This is a genomic window from Xaviernesmea oryzae (assembly GCF_900109605.1).
In the GTDB taxonomy this organism is placed as follows: domain Bacteria; phylum Pseudomonadota; class Alphaproteobacteria; order Rhizobiales; family Rhizobiaceae; genus Xaviernesmea; species Xaviernesmea oryzae.
The window spans coordinates 229,269-248,430 of the sequence record NZ_FOAM01000005.1 but is presented as its reverse complement, the minus strand read 5'-3'; the positions used below and the strand labels follow the sequence as shown (position 1 = coordinate 248,430).

16 protein-coding genes are annotated in these 19,162 nt (G+C 63.4%); 8 read left to right on the top strand and 8 right to left on the bottom strand.

All coding sequences use genetic code 11. The features are described 5' to 3' along the window. Positions 1 to 264 precede the first annotated feature (264 nt). Positions 265 to 2,154, bottom strand: coding sequence for an ABC transporter ATP-binding protein/permease (locus BMX61_RS08240; RefSeq protein ID WP_083639289.1), 1,890 nt, complete (start codon positions 2,152 to 2,154; stop codon positions 265 to 267). A 295-nt stretch (positions 2,155 to 2,449) separates the two neighbouring features. On the opposite strand from BMX61_RS08240, the gene BMX61_RS24625 reads away from it, so the two are divergent. Next, on the top strand, positions 2,450 to 2,623 hold the full coding sequence (locus BMX61_RS24625; protein ID WP_170854915.1) for a hypothetical protein: 174 nt from the start codon (positions 2,450 to 2,452) through the stop codon (positions 2,621 to 2,623). Positions 2,624 to 2,773: 150 nt separating this feature from the next. Here BMX61_RS24625 and BMX61_RS08235 read toward each other — a convergent pair whose 3' ends face one another. The 4 genes from BMX61_RS08235 to BMX61_RS08220 form a co-directional block, all read right to left on the bottom strand. Next, the gene (locus BMX61_RS08235) at positions 2,774 to 3,010 is read right to left on the bottom strand and encodes a hypothetical protein (RefSeq protein ID WP_075626305.1); all 237 of its coding nucleotides are present in this window, start codon (positions 3,008 to 3,010) and stop codon (positions 2,774 to 2,776) included. 357 nt (positions 3,011 to 3,367) lie between these two features. Continuing rightward, positions 3,368 to 3,580: a hypothetical protein gene (locus tag BMX61_RS08230; protein WP_075626306.1), complete on the bottom strand. Its 213-nt coding sequence runs from the start codon at positions 3,578 to 3,580 to the stop codon at positions 3,368 to 3,370. 29 nt (positions 3,581 to 3,609) lie between these two features. Next, positions 3,610 to 5,364, bottom strand: coding sequence for an adenylate cyclase (locus BMX61_RS08225; protein WP_139311754.1), 1,755 nt, complete (start codon positions 5,362 to 5,364; stop codon positions 3,610 to 3,612). 40 nt (positions 5,365 to 5,404) lie between these two features. Continuing rightward, complete coding sequence (locus BMX61_RS08220) at positions 5,405 to 5,836, bottom strand: helix-turn-helix domain-containing protein (RefSeq protein ID WP_327216416.1); 432 nt, start codon at positions 5,834 to 5,836, stop codon at positions 5,405 to 5,407. 505 nt (positions 5,837 to 6,341) lie between these two features. Between BMX61_RS08220 and BMX61_RS08215 the strand changes: the two genes are divergently transcribed. The 3 genes from BMX61_RS08215 to BMX61_RS08205 all read left to right on the top strand — a co-directional run bounded on the left by BMX61_RS08215 (position 6,342) and on the right by BMX61_RS08205 (position 10,340). Continuing rightward, positions 6,342 to 8,252, top strand: a complete 1,911-nt coding sequence (locus tag BMX61_RS08215; protein WP_075626309.1) for a diguanylate cyclase — start codon at positions 6,342 to 6,344, stop codon at positions 8,250 to 8,252. Positions 8,253 to 8,544: 292 nt separating this feature from the next. Further along, positions 8,545 to 9,567 (top strand): four-carbon acid sugar kinase family protein, encoded by a 1,023-nt coding sequence (locus BMX61_RS08210; protein ID WP_075626310.1) that lies wholly within the window; start codon positions 8,545 to 8,547, stop codon positions 9,565 to 9,567. 62 nt (positions 9,568 to 9,629) lie between these two features. Then, entirely contained in the window at positions 9,630 to 10,340 is a 711-nt protein-coding gene (locus tag BMX61_RS08205; protein WP_075626311.1) for a FadR/GntR family transcriptional regulator, read from the top strand. A 157-nt stretch (positions 10,341 to 10,497) separates the two neighbouring features. Here BMX61_RS08205 and BMX61_RS08200 read toward each other — a convergent pair whose 3' ends face one another. From BMX61_RS08200 to BMX61_RS08190, 3 genes are read right to left on the bottom strand one after another with little or no spacing between them, the layout of a single operon-like run. Next, entirely contained in the window at positions 10,498 to 11,616 is a 1,119-nt protein-coding gene (locus tag BMX61_RS08200) for an iron-containing alcohol dehydrogenase (RefSeq protein ID WP_092742450.1), read from the bottom strand. A gap of 5 nt (positions 11,617 to 11,621) precedes the next feature. Then, entirely contained in the window at positions 11,622 to 12,578 is a 957-nt protein-coding gene (gene pdxA, locus BMX61_RS08195; protein ID WP_075626313.1) for a 4-hydroxythreonine-4-phosphate dehydrogenase PdxA, read from the bottom strand. Beyond that, entirely contained in the window at positions 12,575 to 13,783 is a 1,209-nt protein-coding gene (locus tag BMX61_RS08190; protein WP_075626314.1) for a sialidase family protein, read from the bottom strand. Before BMX61_RS08190 ends, pdxA begins: the two co-directional genes overlap by 4 nt. 261 nt (positions 13,784 to 14,044) lie before the next feature. On the opposite strand from BMX61_RS08190, the gene BMX61_RS08185 reads away from it, so the two are divergent. The 4 genes from BMX61_RS08185 to BMX61_RS08170 all read left to right on the top strand — a co-directional run bounded on the left by BMX61_RS08185 (position 14,045) and on the right by BMX61_RS08170 (position 19,133). Continuing rightward, entirely contained in the window at positions 14,045 to 15,553 is a 1,509-nt protein-coding gene (locus tag BMX61_RS08185) for an ABC transporter substrate-binding protein (protein WP_075626315.1), read from the top strand. A gap of 119 nt (positions 15,554 to 15,672) precedes the next feature. Further along, on the top strand, positions 15,673 to 16,587 hold the full coding sequence (locus BMX61_RS08180) for an ABC transporter permease (RefSeq protein WP_075626397.1): 915 nt from the start codon (positions 15,673 to 15,675) through the stop codon (positions 16,585 to 16,587). A gap of 13 nt (positions 16,588 to 16,600) precedes the next feature. Further along, positions 16,601 to 17,524 carry an ABC transporter permease gene (locus BMX61_RS08175; protein WP_075626316.1) on the top strand — a complete coding sequence of 308 codons (924 nt, stop codon included), beginning with the start codon at positions 16,601 to 16,603 and terminating at the stop codon, positions 17,522 to 17,524. After that, entirely contained in the window at positions 17,517 to 19,133 is a 1,617-nt protein-coding gene (locus tag BMX61_RS08170) for an ABC transporter ATP-binding protein (RefSeq protein WP_075626317.1), read from the top strand. The genes BMX61_RS08175 and BMX61_RS08170 overlap by 8 nt, the downstream gene beginning before the upstream one ends. Positions 19,134 to 19,162: the final 29 nt, after the last annotated feature.

Below are 19,162 nucleotides of genomic sequence, written 5' to 3'. Positions count from 1 at the left end.
TCTGAGGATCAGCTGCAGCGCCTTCCTGAGCAATGCGACACAGCAAAAGCTGTTCAGTCGGAGCATAGGACCGATACCGATGCCAGCTCCCACGCTCCAGGTCAGATTTACCAGATCTCCGCGAGGCTCATTATCCGCTGACGACATCGGGGCAAGCCTGCACACGGCAGGGACTTAAGGGGCGAGAGGGGACATCAGCATGGAGCGGAAAACGCTTTCCGTTCCACGCCAAATGGCACCTGTTCCTGAAGCGTCAAACCTTCATCAGGTCACCTGCGGCTTGCGCGCCCTCGGTGTGCGGGCAAGGAAGCGGGAGATCATGTGTCGTCGGCCGGTATAGGGTGCGAGATCGACGTCGCTGACGAGCTTGGCGCCGCCCTCATGCTTTTCCAGCGTGATCTTGCGGGTGTGGAAGGCTTCGAGTTCTGCCCGGTGGGCGACGCTGACGATCGTCGCCTCGGGCAGTTCCTCGATCATCATCGCCATGATCGCATCCTGCGTCTTTTCGTCGAGCGCCGAGGTGGCTTCGTCGAGAACGATGATATCAGGTCGATGCAGCAGCAGCCGGGCAAAGGCCAGGCGCTGCTTTTCGCCGCCTGACAGCGTGTGGTCCCAAGGCGCTTCTTCCTTGATCTTTTCGGTCAGCTGTGTCAGGCCGACCTTGTCGAGCGCAACGCCGATCTCCTCCACGCTCCAGCTATCGGCGCCGCGCGGATAGGCGACGGCGCGCTGCAACGTCCCCGACGGGATATAGGGTTTCTGCGGCAGCATGAAGAGGTGCTTGTCCGCGTGGAAATCGACGCGACCGCCGCCCCAGGGCCAGAGGCCGGCAATGGCGCGCACCAGCGTGCTCTTGCCCGAACCGGATTCGCCGGCAACGAGAACACGCTCGCCCGGCCGCACCTCCACCTCGGTTTCCTTGACGACGGCCGTGCCGTCCCCAAGCGAAACCGAGAGCTCCTCCAGGCGGAGCATCACGTCGTCCTGTGTCTCGCCGCGCTTGATGCGTCCGAGCGTCTCGCTGTTTTCGGCGTTTTCCAGCCCGTCCAGCGACATCATCAAAGAGGCGACGCGGCGGGCGCAGGCGTTCCAGTCGGCCAGGCGCGGATAATTGTCGACCAGCCAGCCAAAGGCGCCCTGGACGATGGTGAAGGCCGAGGCCGCCTGCATCACTTCTCCCAACGACATGCTGCCGGCGAGGAATTTCGGAGCGCAGAGCAGAACCGGCACGACAGGCGCGATCAGCATCGATCCGTGCGAGACGACCGTGGTGCGCATATGCTGCTGGGCCAGGCGCCGCCACTGTTCGCGCACCTGCTTGAAGGTGCGGTCGAGGTCGTTGCGCTCTTCCTCCTCGCCGCCCAGAAGGGCGATGCTTTCGCCATTTTCACGCACACGCGTGAGCGTATATCGAAACTCCGCTTCCACCTGGTTCTTCGCCTCGGACACGCGAACGAAATTGCGGCCGATAAAGGCGATGGAACTGGAGGTGATCGTGGCGTAGACCACGGCCGCAATCACCAGGAAGCCGGGGATGGTGATGTCCGTTCCGCCGACCGCCACCGTCAGGGCGCCGCCGATGGTCCAGAGCACCACGATGAAGGTGGAGGCGGAGACGAAGGCCGAGATGACGCCGGCGACGAAATCGACGGGCGATTCCGTGGCGATGCGCATGTCTTCGGAGATCCGGGCCTCGGGATTTTGATGATCGCCGCCGATCAGGTTGAGCTGGTAATAGCGGCCATTGGCCAGCCAGCGGCCGATCAGCGATTTGGTCAGCCAGGAGCGCCAGCGTCGCTGGAGCAGCATGCGGACATAGACCTGAATCGTCACGAGCGTGACGCTGCCGAGCACCAGCGGCGGAAACAGCGCGCCGAGCGAATAGACATTCGCGGCATCACGCTGCTCGATCGCGTCGAACAGGCCGCGGTTCCAGACATTGATGCCATATTGAAAGCCGACATTGGCGCCGATGAGGACAAGCAATCCCAGCGAAAACGGCCAGGCAAGCCGGTCGCCCCTGCGGCTCCAATAGCCACGCGCGCTGATCCAGAAGCGCTTCAGCAGATAGGCCCTGCGTGCCTCCTCCGCCTGCTCAGGCGTGAGCGCCGGATCGGGTTCATGCGCCGCAGGCGGCAGTTCGGCATCGGTCATAGGGTCTCCTGGGCAGGCCGTCAAAGCGCCGATCCGGCTCAGGGTGAAGCAGAGGGTCGCTCCGTCGAACTGCCACGCACACCTTCGGATCGGACCATCTTCGTTTTTTAGAAGATGATGTGAGGCCATCACCTAGGGAGAAGTTGAAAAGGGCAAGAGCGGCGCGCGAACTCTTGCACCGCCGCTGGCGATCTCCATCGAAGCCGAGCCGCCGAAAGCCGCACGCGATCGGCGATCTGCGGCCTTGGGACGCCTTGCCACGGCGTTCCAGCCCACCTCTTGAGGTGCGTGAAGATTGTTGCGAACGTCAAAACTGTCTGTTAGTTTTGCCGAATGTAGCGCGCAAAAATCGCTCATTCGCAAGCTCATTGCTGACAAAGGCTTTGAAGATCCTGGCATCATGCTGCTGCGCGCGCAGTTTAGTCTTCCTGAGAGATTACCGCTGCAGCACGATGCCGACCGCATCTGACGCCTGACGCGCTAAGGCCCGCGCTGTGGGTGTTCCTGAAGCTGCACGACCCCATCCCGCACGTCGTGGACGAGGAATGAGGCTGCTCTAAGGTTCGCCAAAGCGCGGGCCATATGTCGAGGCAGCCAAACTGCCATCACAAAAGCGCTGTCAGCAGCGGCCGGCCGGGGTCGTGGCCACACGCAGGATGTTGTCCTTCGACAGCACATGGTTCAGTTCGGCCTCGACTTCGGCAACGAGCAGGTTGCGCGCTTCTTCCAGAAGAGCAGCGGCATGCGGCGTAGCCAGTGAGGTGCAGAGATCGCGCGCATAGCTGACGATGTTCACCAGAGCGAGCAACTCCTCCCGGCGATCCTCTGGTAAATCCGCGATCAATGTCGAACCCATTCCTGCACTCCTGACTTGATTGTGTTCAATCATGCCACAGCGCGAGGCCCGCTGCGCGTTGCACTGGCGTTGCACACGCTGCAAGCGACAAGATCGCAGAGGTTAGCTACCGCTATCATGTATAAGCCTTGATTTCGAAAGCTGTATACAACGCAAGATGGGCAGTCCGCGAGGATTTCGACGTCAGCTTGGGCTATGTAAGGAACGACTTGATGCGCCGCTTCACCGAAACCAGGCATCGCGCGGGTGCCGGTTCCGGCGTCTTGGGTGCCGCCGACAGCATATTCTATAATGCCTTTATGCCGCGCCGCGCCACAGGGAGTGACGCAGCGCGCGTGTAATGTCGATCAGGCTGGATCAGCCCTCGAAATGGCCCGAGAAAACTTTGTCGGACGAGGGCACGCTGATCGCCAGCTTGACGCCCTTGATGACCGTAATCCCGCCTGTAGCAAGCGTGTTGATCTCGGCGAGCTTTCCGCTAGGGTCTTCGATCTTGCTCACCGTGCCACCTTCGAGATCTGCCACCCAAATATCGGATGAACCCTCAATTGCAATAAAGACAGCCGCCATCAAAATTGTCCTTCTATTTGCGGGTGTTGCTAAAATCCTGCTTTGAGCAGACCCTCCCGATAATGATCGAGATGGGCCTGATCCTTGACAGGCACCATATCCAGCCACCTCAAGACATCGAAGCTGGGATTGGCCTCCATCACCCGGCGCACGCGCACACGCGCCTGACGCAGATCCCCATTCATGGCATAGGCGGCCGCAGCGATGCGGTCGGCGGGGGATGGATCGTTCATGCGGTTGACCAGGGCGATGCTCTCGCCATAACGCCCGAGAAAATAATTGGCGCCCGCCGCCGACCAGAGATAGCTGTCGGGCACGATCGGGCTGTGATCCATGGCGCTGTTGAGTTTCACCAGCGCTTCCTGCGGCCGCGACGCATGCACCAGGGTGTCGCCGAAACTGTAGAGGCCGTCGGCATGGTGTGGGCTCAGCTGTTCGGCATGGGCCAGCGCTTCGATGCTGTGATCGAGATCGCCGAGATAGATCTGCGTCATGCCCAGCTCGCGGTAGCCCGCCGATTGCATCGGATCCACCGCGATTGCCTGGCGAGCCAGCCGGTCGGCCTCGGCCAGGAGGTCGGGGTCCCCGCGCGCGGTCAGCAGCCATTCGACATAGAGCGTGCGCGACAGGCTGCTCAGCGCTAGGGCGAAGCCATCCGTAGCCGAGATCGCGGCCCTGAAATGCTTTCGCGCCTTGCGGATGGCGGGCAGGCTGAGGTGCAGCATCTGCTGGCTGCCGAGGAGATAATGCCTGTAGGCGTCCGCGTGGGTGAGGTAATGATCGTGCCGCGCCCGCGAGCGCAGAATATGGCCCGTCACATTGGTGCAGAGATCGGTGATGAGCTTCTGCCGCCCGATGACGAGATTGTCTCTGTCGATCGGCAGGCGAGCGGCCCAGATGATTTCGTCGGTCGGATAGAAGATCAGCTGAACGAGAAGGGTTTCGCCCGAGAGGCGGGTGTCCAGCGCATAGTTGACATGATGGCGCTGAAGAAACTCGGCCTTATTGGCCTCGCCGCGCAGCTTGTCGGCCGTATAGGGAGAGACGACGACGAAGGACCGCTCCTGGCAGAGGTCGATCGTGACATCCTCGACCATGGCGCTGGCCAGCCGGAATAGGATGGACGACGTCCCCTTGGCCGGAACCGGCGGCAGCAGCGCGATCCGGGGAACGGCCATATGCGGCTCCAACCCCTCGACCGCGCCGGGAGCGCTTATGGAAAAAGGCTTGGGGGCCTCGCGCACGGCGGCGGCAGGCAGGCGCACCTCGGAGACATGCGCCCCGCCCGGCGCCAGATAGACGGCAGCCTCGCGCAGCAGCGCTTCTGTCTGCCGATCCTGCCTGTCGTCAGCCTGCTTGACGAGACTGTCGAGACAGCCTTGCAGGCGCCGCTCCACCGCGCGTGACCAGAGCCAGAGCGGCGAGCTCGGCTCGATATCGCCGCGCAAAAAACCGCCGGATACGGCGGCGATCAGCCGGCGCAGACGCTCGACATAGGGCTCGCCTTCGTCGTCCACTGCAAAATCGACGCGCATCAGCGCCCGGTCGAGCGTCAGGGTGCTATTGCCGACGATCAGCGGGCAGGGGCCTTTTTCGTCAAAAGCCTGTACGGTTCGGCGCACCAGCGAGCGCAGATTGGTCAGCCGGGCTGCCGGAGTGACCTGCGGCCAAAGCAGCGATGCCGCATCCCGCCGGGAAACGGGATGGCCGACATCATGCAGATAGGCCATCAGAATGATCGCCAGTTCCGGGCAGCGCACTGTCTCACCCTTGGCGTCAAACACGCGGCAGGTGCCTGTTGTCGCAAGGGTGAAGACCGTCATGTCAGGGCGAGACGGCCAGATGCTGCACGTCGTCCTCGTCCTCTTCCGCTGCCTTGGCATTGCTGCTCAGAGAGCGCACGAGATTGAGGATCGTCTGGCGAACCTGCCTGTCCTCGATCGATGCGAAGGCAGTGATCAGGGCAATGCCTTCGCGGCTGCCGATGAACTGGGTGATCGGATCCGCCGTGGCGGACACCGCGAGCGCCTCGCCACTGTCGACGCTGCCTTCGAAGAAGAAGCCGACGGGCACGTCCAGAACCTGCGCGAGCCGCTGCAGCCGGCTAGCGCCGATGCGGTTCGCACCCTTTTCATATTTTTGAAGCTGCTGGAACGTCACGCCCAGAGCTTCTGCCAGGGTTTGCTGGCTGAGCCCAAGGATGACGCGACGCATCCTCACACGGGAACCCACAAGGGCGTCAACGGCGTTGGGCATTTTCTTCTGCATAGCGAGACCTTGATCGATGCTGGAACAGCAGCCGAAGATTGCGAGTTGTGGAGCGGAAATGCAACCGCGATCCTGGCTGCAGGAAGCCTTTTTAAAGATATTCCGAAAAAGTGGTAGACGCTGCTGCGCCAGATCATGCGTCTCCGCTGGCTTTCTAAGCGATCAAACAATCTGTGACCATGTTCGATGTGACTTTTCGCGGCAGACAGGTGACGGACAGCTATCGATTGGCGTCGATCTGCGGATAAGAGGCCGGGTGATTCGCACTGCCGGGATTGCAGGCCTCAGCCGACGATGCGAGGACATAGCCAGCCCGGCAAAACGGATAGGTTCGTGCCGCAGCCTTCGTTGGTTCTTTGCCCTTGATTTCTGGCCCGTTTTCCATACGGACCGTTAGCTAAAACTGTCGCATCCGCCCAGTCTGGCTGACGTGTCACACCATGTCTTAACCGCTGCTTTATACAATCACCGCATTGCACCGTGTGAGACACCGATGACCGTTTGGCATGACCTCCTCTCGAACCTGGCCATTGTCGCTCTGGCGACAGGCTTCTGGACGTTGGGGCACCGGCATGCCGCCGAGCGGGGTGAGCGGGCGCAACAGCTCGTTCTCGGCGCGATCATGGCGGCCGGAACGGTGGCCTGCATGTCGCTGCCCTTCCAGTTCATGGACGGCGTGTATCTCGATACACGCTACACGTTTCTCGCCGTCAGCGGCTTTTTCGGCGGTCCAGTTGCGGCCGCCCTGCCATTGATGGCAGGGCTGCTGCGCAGAGCCATGATCGGTGGCACCGGGCTTTCCGTTGCGGTTCCGCAAATGCTTGCTGCCTCCGCTGTCGGCTTGTTGGCTCACCGGCACACATCCGGCAGACCCATCCGCTACAAGGACGTCGTTCTCCTCTCCGTTGGCGTGGCGGTCACCGGCATTCTCGGCTTTTACGTCAAGCTTTCGCCCTCGACCTGGCTGGGGCTGACAAGGGGAACGACCATTCCCTTCGCCTTGGTTCTGTGCGGCGCGACGCAACTGGCGGGTCTGGCTTTGCTGCAGGAGCGGCGACGCCATGATGCGACGGTGGAAAACCGCATGTACCGGTCGATCATCGAGGCGCTGCCCGACTGTCTGAATGCCAAGGACATGGCCGGCCGATTCATCGCGGCCAATCCGGCGACGGCGCTGTTGATGGGTGTCGCAACGCCGGACGCGCTAATCGGTCGTAAGGACGACGACTTCTATTCGCTCGAGGTGGCCGAGCGGTTCCGCCAGGCCGAGGTCGAGGCGTTGAAGACCGGCGCGCCGCTGACAGTCGAGCAGCGATTCGTGCGGCGGAATGGATCGGCTGCCTGGCTGTCGACGCTGAAAGTGCCGCTGAGGGACCGGCATGGCCATCTCGTCGGCGTGATCACGCACAACAGGGACATTACCGAATATAAGCATCTTCTGCAGGAACTTTCGGTCGCCCAGAGCCGTCTGGCCGATGCCATGGCCAGCATGGCGGACGGCCTGTCGATGTTCGATGCCAACGGCAAGCTCGTCTATCAAAACGAGCGGCTGCTCGAACTCTTCCCGCTGACGGCCGATGTTCGCCAGCCCGGCCAATCGCTCTTCACCATCGTCAAGGCATCGATCGAGCGGGGCGAGGAAGCAGCGCCATCCGGCTGGCCGGAAGATGTGATCGAGCGCACGGTCGATGTCCTGTCCAAGCCCGGCGACCGGGCTTTGCGCCTTCGCGACGGCCGCTTCATCGAGGCGCGCACGCGCAAGACGGGCGAGGGCGGTTTCCTCATCGTCTTTTCCGACATTACTGCGCAACGCGAGCGCGAGGCCCGGCTCCGCGACCTCAACAGCCGGCTGAAGGAACTGGCGCATACGGACGGTCTCACCCAGCTTCCCAACCGGCGGGCTTTCGACCAGACGCTGGATTCCGTCTTTGCCAATGCGCTCAAACGCGGCACCGATCTCGGCCTGCTGATGATCGATGTCGATCATTTCAAGCGCTACAACGACACCTATGGTCACCCGGCCGGCGACGAATGCCTGCGCCAGATCACTGCCGTGATCGAAACGACGCTGGCGCCGATGACCGGAAGCGTCGTCGCCCGGTATGGCGGCGAGGAAGTGGCGGTGATCCTGCCCATGGCCAATCTGGCGGAAACCATCTCGGTCGGCAGCCTTCTGTGTAACTGCGTAAGGGACATGCGCCTCGAACATGCCGGCCATGAGCATGGCGTCGTCACCGTCAGTGTGGGCGCCGCGGCGCTTCGGAGCATTGCCGCGCCTGAGAAGGAAGAACTGCTGCGCGAGGCCGATAGCGCGCTCTATGCCGCCAAGGCCTCCGGCCGCGACTGCGTTCGCTCCGCGATCACGAGCGATCTCGTCAACACGCCGGGCGTGAGCTGGAATTAATCAGGCGCTTGCGGCAGAGCACACGCGGCAGGCGCGCCGGAAGCGCGCCATGCCCGCGCGTTCCACGACGTCTCTACCTTCCCGAGCACGTAACCAATTGCATAACCTCGCTCGTCTTGCCGTGTGAGCCGCCGGCAGACTGGTCCACGTCATGTCCGCTCGCGCCACGAACTTGCCCTACAGGCAATCAAACCGCTGAACATTGCGATGGTTGTCATCAATTCAAATCAGATCGTTGACAAATAAGCAGATTTCATCAATCTGAAGATAACAACAGATTTGGATTTGGACGATGCTGGCCATTCTGGCGGATGATCTCACGGGCGCCCTGGATGCGGCTGCGCCCTTTGCCGGTCGCGGATTGCACACGGAGGTGGTGCTGCGTCTGGAGGCGATCGGCGCGGCGCTCGACGCGCGGCCGGCCGTGCTGTCCATCAATCTCGACTGCAGGGAGGTTGCGCCTGCCGTCGCACGCCTTGCGATGGAGACGGCGCTCGCCGCGCTCCCCGACGATGTCCTGCTGTTCAAGAAGGTCGACTCCCGATTGAAGGGCAATATTGCGGCCGAGCTCGACGCGGTGCCCTTTCGCCGGGCGCTGGTGGCGCCGGCCATTCCTGCTTTCGGGCGCGTGGTGCATCAGGGCTTCGTCCAGGGCTTCGGCGTGGAGACGCCGATTGCGGTGCGGGCGCAGCTCGGCGTCCACGCCGATCGATGCCATATACCCGATGTCGCCTCGGATGAGGCGATGCGGGCGGTGCTCGAAGAGGCACGACGTGATGGCGCTGACCTGCTGATTGGCGCACGCGGGCTTTCCGAGGCGCTGGCTCAGGCGATGACGGGTAAAGCCCAGGCCGACCCCGTCGATCTGCCAAAAGGCGCGGCGCTCTTTGTCATCGGCTCGCGCGATCCGATCACGCTGGCCCAGATCGATGCGCTCACCGCCGCGCGCGACATCGAGCTGCGGCTGGCGCCCAACGGCGATCTCGGGCCGGAGACGAGGCAGGCGCCGAGCGCGCAGCTAACGTTGGTGCAAGCCGTCCCCGGAGCGGAAGCCTGCGCGCCGGAGGCGGTGGCGGAGCGGCTCGCCGCGTCGGTCGTACCCGGCTTGACCGAGGGCGCGGCCACATGGCTGCTGTCGGGCGGCGCCACCGCGCAGGCCGTGCTGTTGAAGGCCGGGTTGCATGCGTTCCGGCTGCGGGGCGAGTGCCTTCCGGGCCTCGGCGTGGCGGAAGCACAGGGGCGCTGCATCATCGCCAAATCCGGCGGCTTCGGCCATGCCGGGACCTTGACGGAGATCGCTTCGCGGTTGCAGTGAATAAGTGAGGGCAGGCCCAGGTGCCACGCTTGGGGCCGGAAAGCAGGGACGACGAGACTGAAATGGGGCTGGCCAACGGAACGACGCGCAAGGCGCTACCCGATATCGTCTTCGAGCGCATGCACAGGGCCATCAAATCGGGCGCTTACCGGCCCGATGAGCGGCTGCCGACGGAGCATGATCTGGCGGCGGAGTTCGAGGTGTCGCGTCCGGTGATCCGCGAGGCGCTGAAGCGGCTGCGCGATCAGGGCCTGATCTATTCGCGACGCGGCGCCGGCAGCTTCGTGCGCGCGTTGGGCCTGCGTGAGCCGCTCGGCTTCGGCCAGCTGGAAAATGTCGCCGACCTCCTGAACTGCTACGAGTTCCGCCTGACGCTGGAGCCGGCAGCAGCCGCCGCGGCCGCCGCACGCGCCGACGCGGCAGGGCTCACCGCCATCCGCCAGGCGCTGGAACTGATGCGTGACGCCACCAATCGTCAATCGCACCGCGAGGATGCCGATTATCAGTTTCATCTGGCCATCGCCCGGGCGGCGCAGAACAATTACTTCTCCACCGCCATGGAGGCGCTGAAGGACCATATCGCCGTTGGAATGAAATTTCACGGCGTCTCGGTCAAGCGGGAGGCCGCAGGCCTCGCCCGCGTCTTTGCCGAGCACGAGGCAATCGCCGAAGCCATTGCCGCGCGCGATGGCGCAGGCGCGCGCAAGCTGATGGAATCGCATTTGAATGGCTCGCGCGAGCGGCTGTTCCAATCCTCCCACCAGCTTCTGTAAAAGGCGGCGACGCGCGCCGTGGTTCTTCAGGGCTTGGTCTCGGCGGCCACCGAACAGGGCGGCTGAAGTGCCCCGTTCAGGCTTCCATTCCTGTTGCGGATTTGGCGCACCGCCTTCTTCGTCGTTCAAGCGTGAGCGGTGGTGCGCCTTTGCCCTATCAGAACGCCGCGCGGTAGATGCCGAGCACGTCCTCGACCTGCATATCCGCTGGATTGTTGTCCATGAGCCGGCGGATCGCATGTGCTTCTGTGGAGAAAGACGGCAGATCCCCCTCTTTCGCGCCATGGGCGGACAGCGACATCTGCAGGCCGAGATCCTGGCAGAAGCGCTGTGCGGCCTCGCTCAAGGCGTGCTGCGAAAGATTGGTGCCGAAGCCCAGCGCCTCCGCCACTTCCGCCGTCTTCTCGGCGACAACCGGCTCATTGAACGCCAGCACATGCGGGAAGACGATGGCATTGGCCAGGCCATGTGGCAGATGCAGGCGCGTGCCGAGCGGATAGGCGATGGCGTGGCCGGCGGCGGTGTTGACCGGCCCGAGGCAGATGCCGCCATAATAGGAGGCGAGCATCAGCCCCTCGCGCGCTTGCGTGTCGCCGCCATCCTTTACGGCACGGGCGAGATATTGCCCGACGAGCCGGAAGCCCATGCGGGCAAAGCCATCGATCATCGGATGGGCCCGCCGATTGGTGAAGGCCTCCACGCAATGGGCCATGGCATCGACGCCGGTGGCGGCGGTCACTGCCGGCGGCACGGAGAAGGTGAGCTGCGGATCGAGAACCGCGAGATCGGCAATCAGATGCGGGCTTTCGACCGCCACCTTCGCGCCCTTTTCCTCATCGGTGATCAGTGCGCGGATCCCGGCCTCCGAGCCGGTGCCAGCCGTGGTCGCCACCTGCGCGAGGCGGGTGCGCCGGCCGGCGACGCGGTTCGGCCCAGCCACATCCGCCAGTGTTTGGTCTCCATCCCAAAGAGCGGCCACCAGCTTGGCCACATCCATGACCGAGCCGCCGCCAAGCCCGACGACCAGATCCGGCGTGACTTCGCGCGCGGCCGCCAGCGCGTGCTCCAGCGTGGCGGTGTCCGGCTCGCCGGGAATGGCGTCGAAAAGGCTGACCTTGCCTGTTAGCTGCAGGCGGTCGGCAAAGCCTGAGGTGATCGGCGTCGCCAGCACCAGCGTCGAGCCAACCTCTCCGGCCCAGATGCCGACCTCGGCGATGGTGCCGGCGCCGACAACGAGGCGGCGCGGCTGATGAAGCGTGATCGAAGCGCTTGCCATGTCGTTTATCCTTTCCCTGCGCGGCCGGCGACGAGCCGGCGGGCATAGGCGATGGCCGATTTCATGTTGCCGTGGTCGGCTATGCCCTTGCCGGCAATGTCGAAAGCGGTGCCATGGTCGACGGAGGTGCGGTCGATCGGCAGGTCGATCGAGACATTGACGGCGGTGTCGAAGGCGACGAGCTTGATCGGGATATGGCCCTGGTCGTGATATTGCGCGACGACGAGATCGAAACTGCCGGAATAGGCGCGGTGGAAGACCGTATCCGCCGAAATCGGGCCCTGAACATTGATACCTTCTGCCTGCGCTGCGGCAACGGCAGGGGCGATATGTTGATCGTCTTCCGTTCCGAACAGACCGTTTTCGCCGCAGTGCGGATTGATGCCTGCTACGGCGATCCGCGGATTGTCATAGCCGATGCGCTTGAGATGGCCGTGGCCGGCGCGGATCGTTGCCAGCACGCGTTCGGTGGTCGCTCGGCGGATCGCTTCCTCCAGCGCCACATGGGTGGAGACATGAATGACCTTCAGCCGCTCTGAGGCCAGAAGCATGAAAGCGGCAGACGCGCCGGTGAGACTGCGTAGCATGCCGGTATGCCCGTCATAATGATGGCCGGCGGCGTTCAGTGCTTCCTTGTTGATCGGCGCGGTGACGATGCAGCCGATGCTGCCGGCCTCCGCATCGCGCACCGCCCGCTCGATAAAGCGGAAGGCGGCGTCACCGGCAACCGCCGAAAGCTTTCCCCAGGGAAGCGGCGCACCCTCGATCGGCAGATCGGCCACGAAGGGGGTAAGGTCGAGATCGATCTTCAGCGCGTGGGCGGCGGCCTGCAGCGTCGGCAGATTGCCATAGATGCGGGTGTTCGCGCGCTCCGCCTCCGGCATTTCCGCCAGGGCGCGAACGGTGATCTCGGGGCCGACGCCGCAAGGGTCGCCCATGGTGATGCCAATGATCTCGCTCATCGGGTATTCCCTTCAGAAGGCTCGGCCCAGCCGGGCGCGAGGCGGACATATTTGATGGCGCGGCGGCCATAGGTGTAGGTCATGTGCAGGCTGCCGTCGGCGCCTTCCAGCAGCCAGGGATAGGACATTTCCTGGTTGCGTCCGTCAGTGGAATTGTTGCTGAGGCAGGTGCCCGGCCCGTCCTCGATCAGGATGCGGGAGGGGAAGCTCAGGCCGCCATCCTCCGACAGGCAGACGGCAACAGGCGCGCGCGGCACGCCCCAGACGGGAACGCAGCCGCCCGCCGGATCGGCATCGGGCCGCTGATCGTCCTCGCCCAACTCGTCATAGAGCGAGGCGCGCAGCTCGCTCACACCGGCCGCATTGACGGGATTGCAGATCATCGCGACCCGCCCGTCGGCCAGGCGGATGGCGGCGATGGAGGAGTTGTTGTTCGGCAAATCGGTGGGCGCGGGCGTCGACCATGTCAGGCCAAAATCCGCGCTCTCGGTCCGGTAGACCGCATCGGCTTGGCGCCGGCGGAAGAAGGCGGCCAGCCGGCCGTCCTTTGCCGTGCCGCCGATCGCCACCGGGCTCATATGAACGCAGCCGATGGAATCGCTAAGCGTCTCAAGCGTCCAGCTTTTGCCACCATCCCGCGAGATGCCGAGCGCTGCCGTGTCGTGGCTGCCGGTCCATTTCTGACCGGGACGGGAGACGCAGCGAAAGATCGGCAGAAGCCAGGCGCGATCCTCGCGAAGAACCAGCGGCGCGCGGATGAAGCAGCCGCGCGGCAGATCGAGATAGCTGCCTTCGCTTGCCGTCAGCCGCAACGGATCGGCCGGATCGATGGCAATTTCGGCCATGCGGATTCGGCATTCATCCTGGTTTCCGGCGGGCTGAACGGTGTGAAACAGCAGGAGCCGTCCGTCAGGCGCCTCGAACAGGACCGGGTTCTGTTCGGAATGATCGTCATCGAAACTCAGGCGGCAGGGTGGTCCCCAAGCCTCCGCGCCCGGCGTCAGCACGGAGGCGAAGATCGAAATATCCGATTTGCCCTCCAGCGTTCCGCCGAACCAGGCACAGATCAGCCCGCCATTCGGCAGCGCATGCAGAAAGCTCGCATGGTTCTGCACCATGGGCGAGGGTAGGAAGGCCTCGATGCGTCCCGGTGCTCGCTGAGACAAGGTGCCCGTCATGGCTTCGGCAATGGCATCAGGGTTCATGGCGCTCTCCTCTGCCGCGCAGAAAATCGCGATAATCGCTAAGTTGTCAAGTTTTTATAACGTCGAACGACAATAAATCCCGCTGTAAAAAGTCCTATAAAATATTGAAATATAATGATGAAATTCTCTGTTAAAATTTTCTTTTCGTCTGTTACCGCAAAACAATTTGACAAAGATGAGGGAAAACTAGATGGTTTGGGCAGGCCGGCGACCGTGGAGAAGAGGCGCTGGAACGTCATGAACAGACGGGGAGGAGTTGAGATGAGAAGCAGTGTGAAACTGGGCGTTTTGGCCGTGGGTGCGCTTGCGGCAGGCCTATCGCCCGCCCTGGCTGCATCCGGGCCGATCAAGATCGTTCTGGCCGAAGAGGCCGATCTGCTGGAGCCCTGCATGGCCACGCGCTCCAATATCGGGCGCATCATCATGGAGAATGTCAGCGAGACGCTGACGGAGCTCGATGTGCGCGGCAAGAAGGGCGTTGTCCCGCGTCTGGCCGAAAGCTGGGAGCAGACGCAGGACGGCAGCTGGCGCTTCCACCTGCGCAAGGGCGTCACCTTCTCCAATGGCACCACCTTCGATGCCAAGGATGTCAAGCACAGCTTCGACCGCATCATGAGCGACAAGAATGCCTGCGAGTCGCGCCGCTACTTCGGCGGCATGAAAGTGGATGTGAAGGTGGTGGACGACGCGACCGTCGACTTCAAGGTCGATCCCGTCCAGCCGATCCTGCCGCTTCTGATGTCGCTCGTCACCATCGTTCCGGAAGAAACGCCGCTCGAATTCATCCGCGAGCCGATCGGAACCGGTCCCTACAAGCTGTCCAACTGGACGCCGGGCCAGCAGATCGTGCTGTCCGCCCGCGATGACTATTGGGGCACCAAGCCGCAGGTGACTGAAGCCACCTATCTCTTCCGTGCCGACCCCTCGGTGCGCGCCGCCATGGTTCAAGCGGGCGAAGCCGATCTGTCGCCGTCGATCTCACAGCTCGACGCCACCAATGACAAGACGGACTTCTCCTATCTCGACAGCGAGACCGTCTATATGCGGCTCGACCACAATATCGCCCCGCTCAACGATGTCCGCGTACGCAAGGCGCTCAATCTCGCGATCGACCGCCAGGCATTCCTCGGCACGCTGGTGCCGCAGGACGCCGTGCTCGCCACCGCGCTGGTGCCGCCCACCACGCTCGGCTGGAACCCGGATGTGAAGGTCTTCCCCTATGATCCGGATGGCGCCAAGAAGCTCCTGGAAGAGGCCAAGGCTGCCGGCGTAAAGGTCGATACGCCGATCACGATCATCGCCCGCACCGCCAATTTCCCGAATGTGACGGAGATCATGGAGGCGATCCAGGCGCAGCTCCAGGAGGTCGGCTTCAAGATCGACCTGAAGTTCGTCGAAGTGGCCGAGCACGAGGGCTATTATTCGAAGCCGTTCAAGGAAGGCCGCGGCCCGATCATCGTCGCCGCCATGCATGACAATTCCAAGGGCGACCCGTCCTTCACCATGTTCTTCAAATATGACTCGAAGGGCACGCAGTCGGGCTTTTCCGACCCGAAGGTGGACGATCTGATCCAGAAGGCCTCGGCCGCCGTCGGCGACGAGCGCGCCAAGCTCTGGTCTCAGCTCTTCGCCTATCTGCATGACGACGTGGTGGCGGATGTGCTGCTGTTCCACATGGTCGGCTTCTCGCGCGTCTCCGAGCGTCTCGATTGGAAGCCGACGATCGCCACCAACTCGATGCTGCAGCTCTCCGAGATCGGCATCAAATAAGCGCCTTTGCGCGACGTTCGAGCCAGACGGCCTGCCGCATCATGGTTTCGATGCGGCAGGTCTCAGGCGGCGGAACCTCCGCCGCCGTCCTTTTCTCTTATCCGCCGATCGAGGTTGCCATGCTTCGCTTCATTCGCCAGCGATCCCTGTCGAGCCTGATCTCGCTGATCGGCCTTCTGGTGCTCGTCTTCTTCCTGTCACGGCTGACAGGCGATCCGGCAGCGCTATTCCTGCCGGTGGAAGCCTCGGCGGAGCTGAAGCAGCAGTTTCGCGAGCTGCATGGTCTCAACGATCCGATCATGGTCCAGTTCGGCCGCTATGTCGGCAATGTGCTGACCGGCGACCTCGGCGAGAGCCTGCGCAAGGCACGGCCGGCACTGGACGTGGTGCTGGAAGCCTTCACCTGGACGCTGTGGCTGGCGGTCATCACCATGACGCTGGTCGCGGTCGCGGCCATCGTGGTCGGCGCGCTGGCCGCCTTCCGCTCCGGCGGCTTTTTCGACCGCTTCGCCTCCACCGTCTCTCTGGTCGGCGCCTCGGTGCCGGATTTCTGGGTGGCGATCGTCGCCATTGTCGTCTTCTCGGTGCATCTCGCCTGGCTGCCGACCTCGGGCACGGGGTCGCTGGCGCATTGGATCCTGCCGGTCGCGGTTCTATTCGTGCGGCCCTTCGGCATCATCGTGCAGGTCGTGCGTGGCTCGATGATCGGCGCGCTGTCCTCGGCCTACGTCAAGACGGCCCGGGCCAAGGGCGTCAAGGCGGGACCGATTATCTTCGTCCATGCGCTACGCAACGCCATGCTGCCCGTCATTACCGTGATGGGCGACCAGGCGGCGAGTCTGCTCAACGGCGCCGTGATCGTCGAGACGATCTTTGGCTTTCCCGGTGTCGGCAAGCTGATGATCGACAGCATCCTCCAGCGCGATTTCAACGTGGTGCTGGCGGCGATCCTGGTGACCGCGCTTGCCATTTTCCTGATGAACCTGCTGATCGATCTTGCCTATGCGCTGCTCGATCCACGCATCCGCCACTGAGGAGGCACGATTGATGAGCCTGTCCTCGACCGAAAACGCCATCCTGCCCGAGCCCCATCCGGCCGCGCGTTTCCTGCGCATGCTGTGGGCCGACAAGTTCGCGCTGGTCTCCGCCCTGTTCCTGATCATGGTGCTGATCCTTGCCATCATCGGCCCGCATTGGCTCGATGACGTCGCGGTCAAGCAGAACCTGCGCGGCCGCAATCTCGCGCCCTTCGACTGGAGCCGCGACTGGTTCTACTGGCTGGGGGCCGATGCGCTGGGGCGGCCGCTTCTGGCACGCATCATCGTTGCCGCGCAGAACACGCTGATGGTCGCGGCCGGCGCCGTTCTCCTGTCGAGCATTGCCGGCACCTTTTTAGGCCTCGTCGCCGGCTTTTCCTCGCCGCGGCTCGGACAGGTGATCATGCGGCTCGCCGATGTCATCATGTCCTTTCCCTCGCTGCTGATCGCCGTGATCGTGCTCTATTTGCTCGGCTCCTCCGTCCTCAATCTCATCCTCGTTCTGGCGATCACCCGCATCCCGGTCTATCTGCGCACGGCCCGGGCCGAGGTGCTGGAAATCCGCGAACGCATGTTCGTTCAGGCAGCAAGGGTTATGGGCGCGTCCAGCAGGCGCATTCTTTTCCGCCATATCCTGCCGGTGGTTCTGCCGACGCTGGTGACGCTCGCGACGCTCGATTTCGCCTATGTCATGCTGGCCGAAAGCGCGCTCTCCTTCCTCGGCATCGGCATCCAGCCGCCCGAGATCACCTGGGGCCTGATGATTTCGCAGGGGCGGCAATATCTGACCAATGCCTGGTGGCTGTCCTTCTGGCCGGGCCTCGCCATCATCCTCACCACGCTTTCGCTCAACCTTCTGTCCAATTGGCTGCGCATCGCGCTCGATCCGGTGCAGCGCTGGCGGCTGGAAATGAAAGGTGGCCGTCATGGCTGAACCTCTGCTCGACGTGCGCAATCTCTCGGTCGAATTCCACACGCTCGCCGGCATCGTGCCCGCTGTGCGCAACATTTCCTATAGGCTCGACCGAGGCGAAACGCTGGCCATTTTGGGCGAAAGCGGCTCCGGCAAATCGGTCTCTTCGTCGGCCATCATGAACCTCGTGGACATGCCGCCCGGGCGCATCGCCTCGGGCGAGATCCTGCTCGACGGCAAGGACCTGCTGAAGATGACCCCGGCCGAGCGGCTGGAGGTGAACGGCCGGAAGATCGCGATGATCTTCCAGGATCCGCTGAGCCACCTCAATCCCGTCTATACCGTCGGCTGGCAAATCCGGGAGGCGATGACCGCTCATGGAACGCCGCGCGGCGAGGCGGAGGCCGAGACCTTGCGCCTGCTCGGCAGGGTCGGCATTCCCGAGCCAGAGCGTGCCATGGGCAAATATCCGCATGAGTTTTCCGGCGGCCAGCGCCAGCGCGTGATGATCGCCATGGCGCTGGCGCTGCGGCCCGATCTCCTGATTGCCGATGAGCCGACAACCGCGCTTGATGTCACCGTTCAAGCCGAGGTGCTAGCGCTTCTGAAGGAGCTGCAGCGCGAGACCGGCATGGCCATCCTGATCATCACCCATGATCTGGGCGTGGTGGCCGAAATCGCCGACCGTGTCGTGGTGATGGAGAAGGGCGTTCTGGTCGAATCCGGCACGGTGCGCGAGATCTATCACGCGCCGAAACATGCCTATACCCGAAAGCTGATCGCCGCCGCACCCGGCAAGGGTGACATGCATCCGCCGCTGGCGCGTCGCGAGCCGCTTCTCACCGTGCGCGACGTGCGCAAGCGTTATGGCGCGTTCGAAGCGCTGAAGGGGGTATCCTTCGATCTCGCAGCCGGCGAGACGCTGGCCATTGTCGGCGAGAGCGGATCGGGCAAGTCGACGCTCGCCCGCGTTCTCCTGCGGCTGGACGAGCCGGATAGCGGCGTTGCCGAATGGAAGGGGCGCGATCTCTTTACCCTCTCCCCAGCCGAGCTCTTTCGCCTGAGGCGCGACCTGCAGATGGTCTTCCAGGATCCGACACAGTCGCTCAACCCGCGCATGACCGTCTATCAGCTGATTTCCGAGGCCTGGGTCATCCATCCCGACATCCTGCCGAAGTCGAAATGGCGGGCGCGGGTGGCCGAGCTTCTGGCCCAGGTCGGGCTCTCGGCCGAGCATATGAGCCGCTATCCCCACCAGTTTTCAGGCGGCCAGCGCCAGCGCATCGCCATTGCCCGGGCCTTGGCGCTGGAGCCCAAGCTGATCGTCTGCGACGAGGCCGTGTCCGCGCTCGACGTGTCGGTTCAGGCGCAGGTGATCGCGCTGCTCGACGGCCTGCGGCGCGATCTCGGCATTTCCTTCATCTTCATCGCGCACGACCTGCCGGTGGTGCGCGACTTCGCCGATCAGGTCATGGTCATGCGCCGGGGCGAGGTGGTGGAGCTCGGCGATGTGCGCCAAGTCTTCGACGCCCCTCGCGAGGCCTATACGCAGGCGCTGCTGGCCGCCAGCCTCGATCCCGATCCCGAGGTTCAGGCCGCCCATCGCGCGCGCCGTCTCGAACCTGCCTGAGCGGCGCTGCCAAAATTATATTTTCCCCT

Excerpts from the sequence above, each read along its gene's own strand:
- BMX61_RS08175 (WP_075626316.1), top strand. The coding sequence starts at position 16,601 with ATGAGCCTGTCCTCGACCGAAAACGCCATCCTGCCCGAGCCCCATCCG.
- BMX61_RS08240 (WP_083639289.1), bottom strand. The coding sequence starts at position 2,154 with ATGACCGATGCCGAACTGCCGCCTGCGGCGCATGAACCCGATCCGGCG.
- pdxA (WP_075626313.1), bottom strand. The coding sequence starts at position 12,578 with ATGAGCGAGATCATTGGCATCACCATGGGCGACCCTTGCGGCGTCGGC.
- BMX61_RS08180 (WP_075626397.1), top strand. The coding sequence starts at position 15,673 with ATGCTTCGCTTCATTCGCCAGCGATCCCTGTCGAGCCTGATCTCGCTG.
- BMX61_RS08205 (WP_075626311.1), top strand. The coding sequence starts at position 9,630 with ATGGGGCTGGCCAACGGAACGACGCGCAAGGCGCTACCCGATATCGTC.
- BMX61_RS08200 (WP_092742450.1), bottom strand. The coding sequence starts at position 11,616 with ATGGCAAGCGCTTCGATCACGCTTCATCAGCCGCGCCGCCTCGTTGTC.
- BMX61_RS08170 (WP_075626317.1), top strand. The coding sequence starts at position 17,517 with ATGGCTGAACCTCTGCTCGACGTGCGCAATCTCTCGGTCGAATTCCAC.
- BMX61_RS08230 (WP_075626306.1), bottom strand. The coding sequence starts at position 3,580 with ATGGCGGCTGTCTTTATTGCAATTGAGGGTTCATCCGATATTTGGGTG.
- BMX61_RS08235 (WP_075626305.1), bottom strand. The coding sequence starts at position 3,010 with ATGGGTTCGACATTGATCGCGGATTTACCAGAGGATCGCCGGGAGGAG.
- BMX61_RS08190 (WP_075626314.1), bottom strand. The coding sequence starts at position 13,783 with ATGAACCCTGATGCCATTGCCGAAGCCATGACGGGCACCTTGTCTCAG.
- BMX61_RS08215 (WP_075626309.1), top strand. The coding sequence starts at position 6,342 with ATGACCGTTTGGCATGACCTCCTCTCGAACCTGGCCATTGTCGCTCTG.
- BMX61_RS08185 (WP_075626315.1), top strand. The coding sequence starts at position 14,045 with ATGAGAAGCAGTGTGAAACTGGGCGTTTTGGCCGTGGGTGCGCTTGCG.
- BMX61_RS08220 (WP_327216416.1), bottom strand. The coding sequence starts at position 5,836 with ATGCCCAACGCCGTTGACGCCCTTGTGGGTTCCCGTGTGAGGATGCGT.
- BMX61_RS08210 (WP_075626310.1), top strand. The coding sequence starts at position 8,545 with ATGCTGGCCATTCTGGCGGATGATCTCACGGGCGCCCTGGATGCGGCT.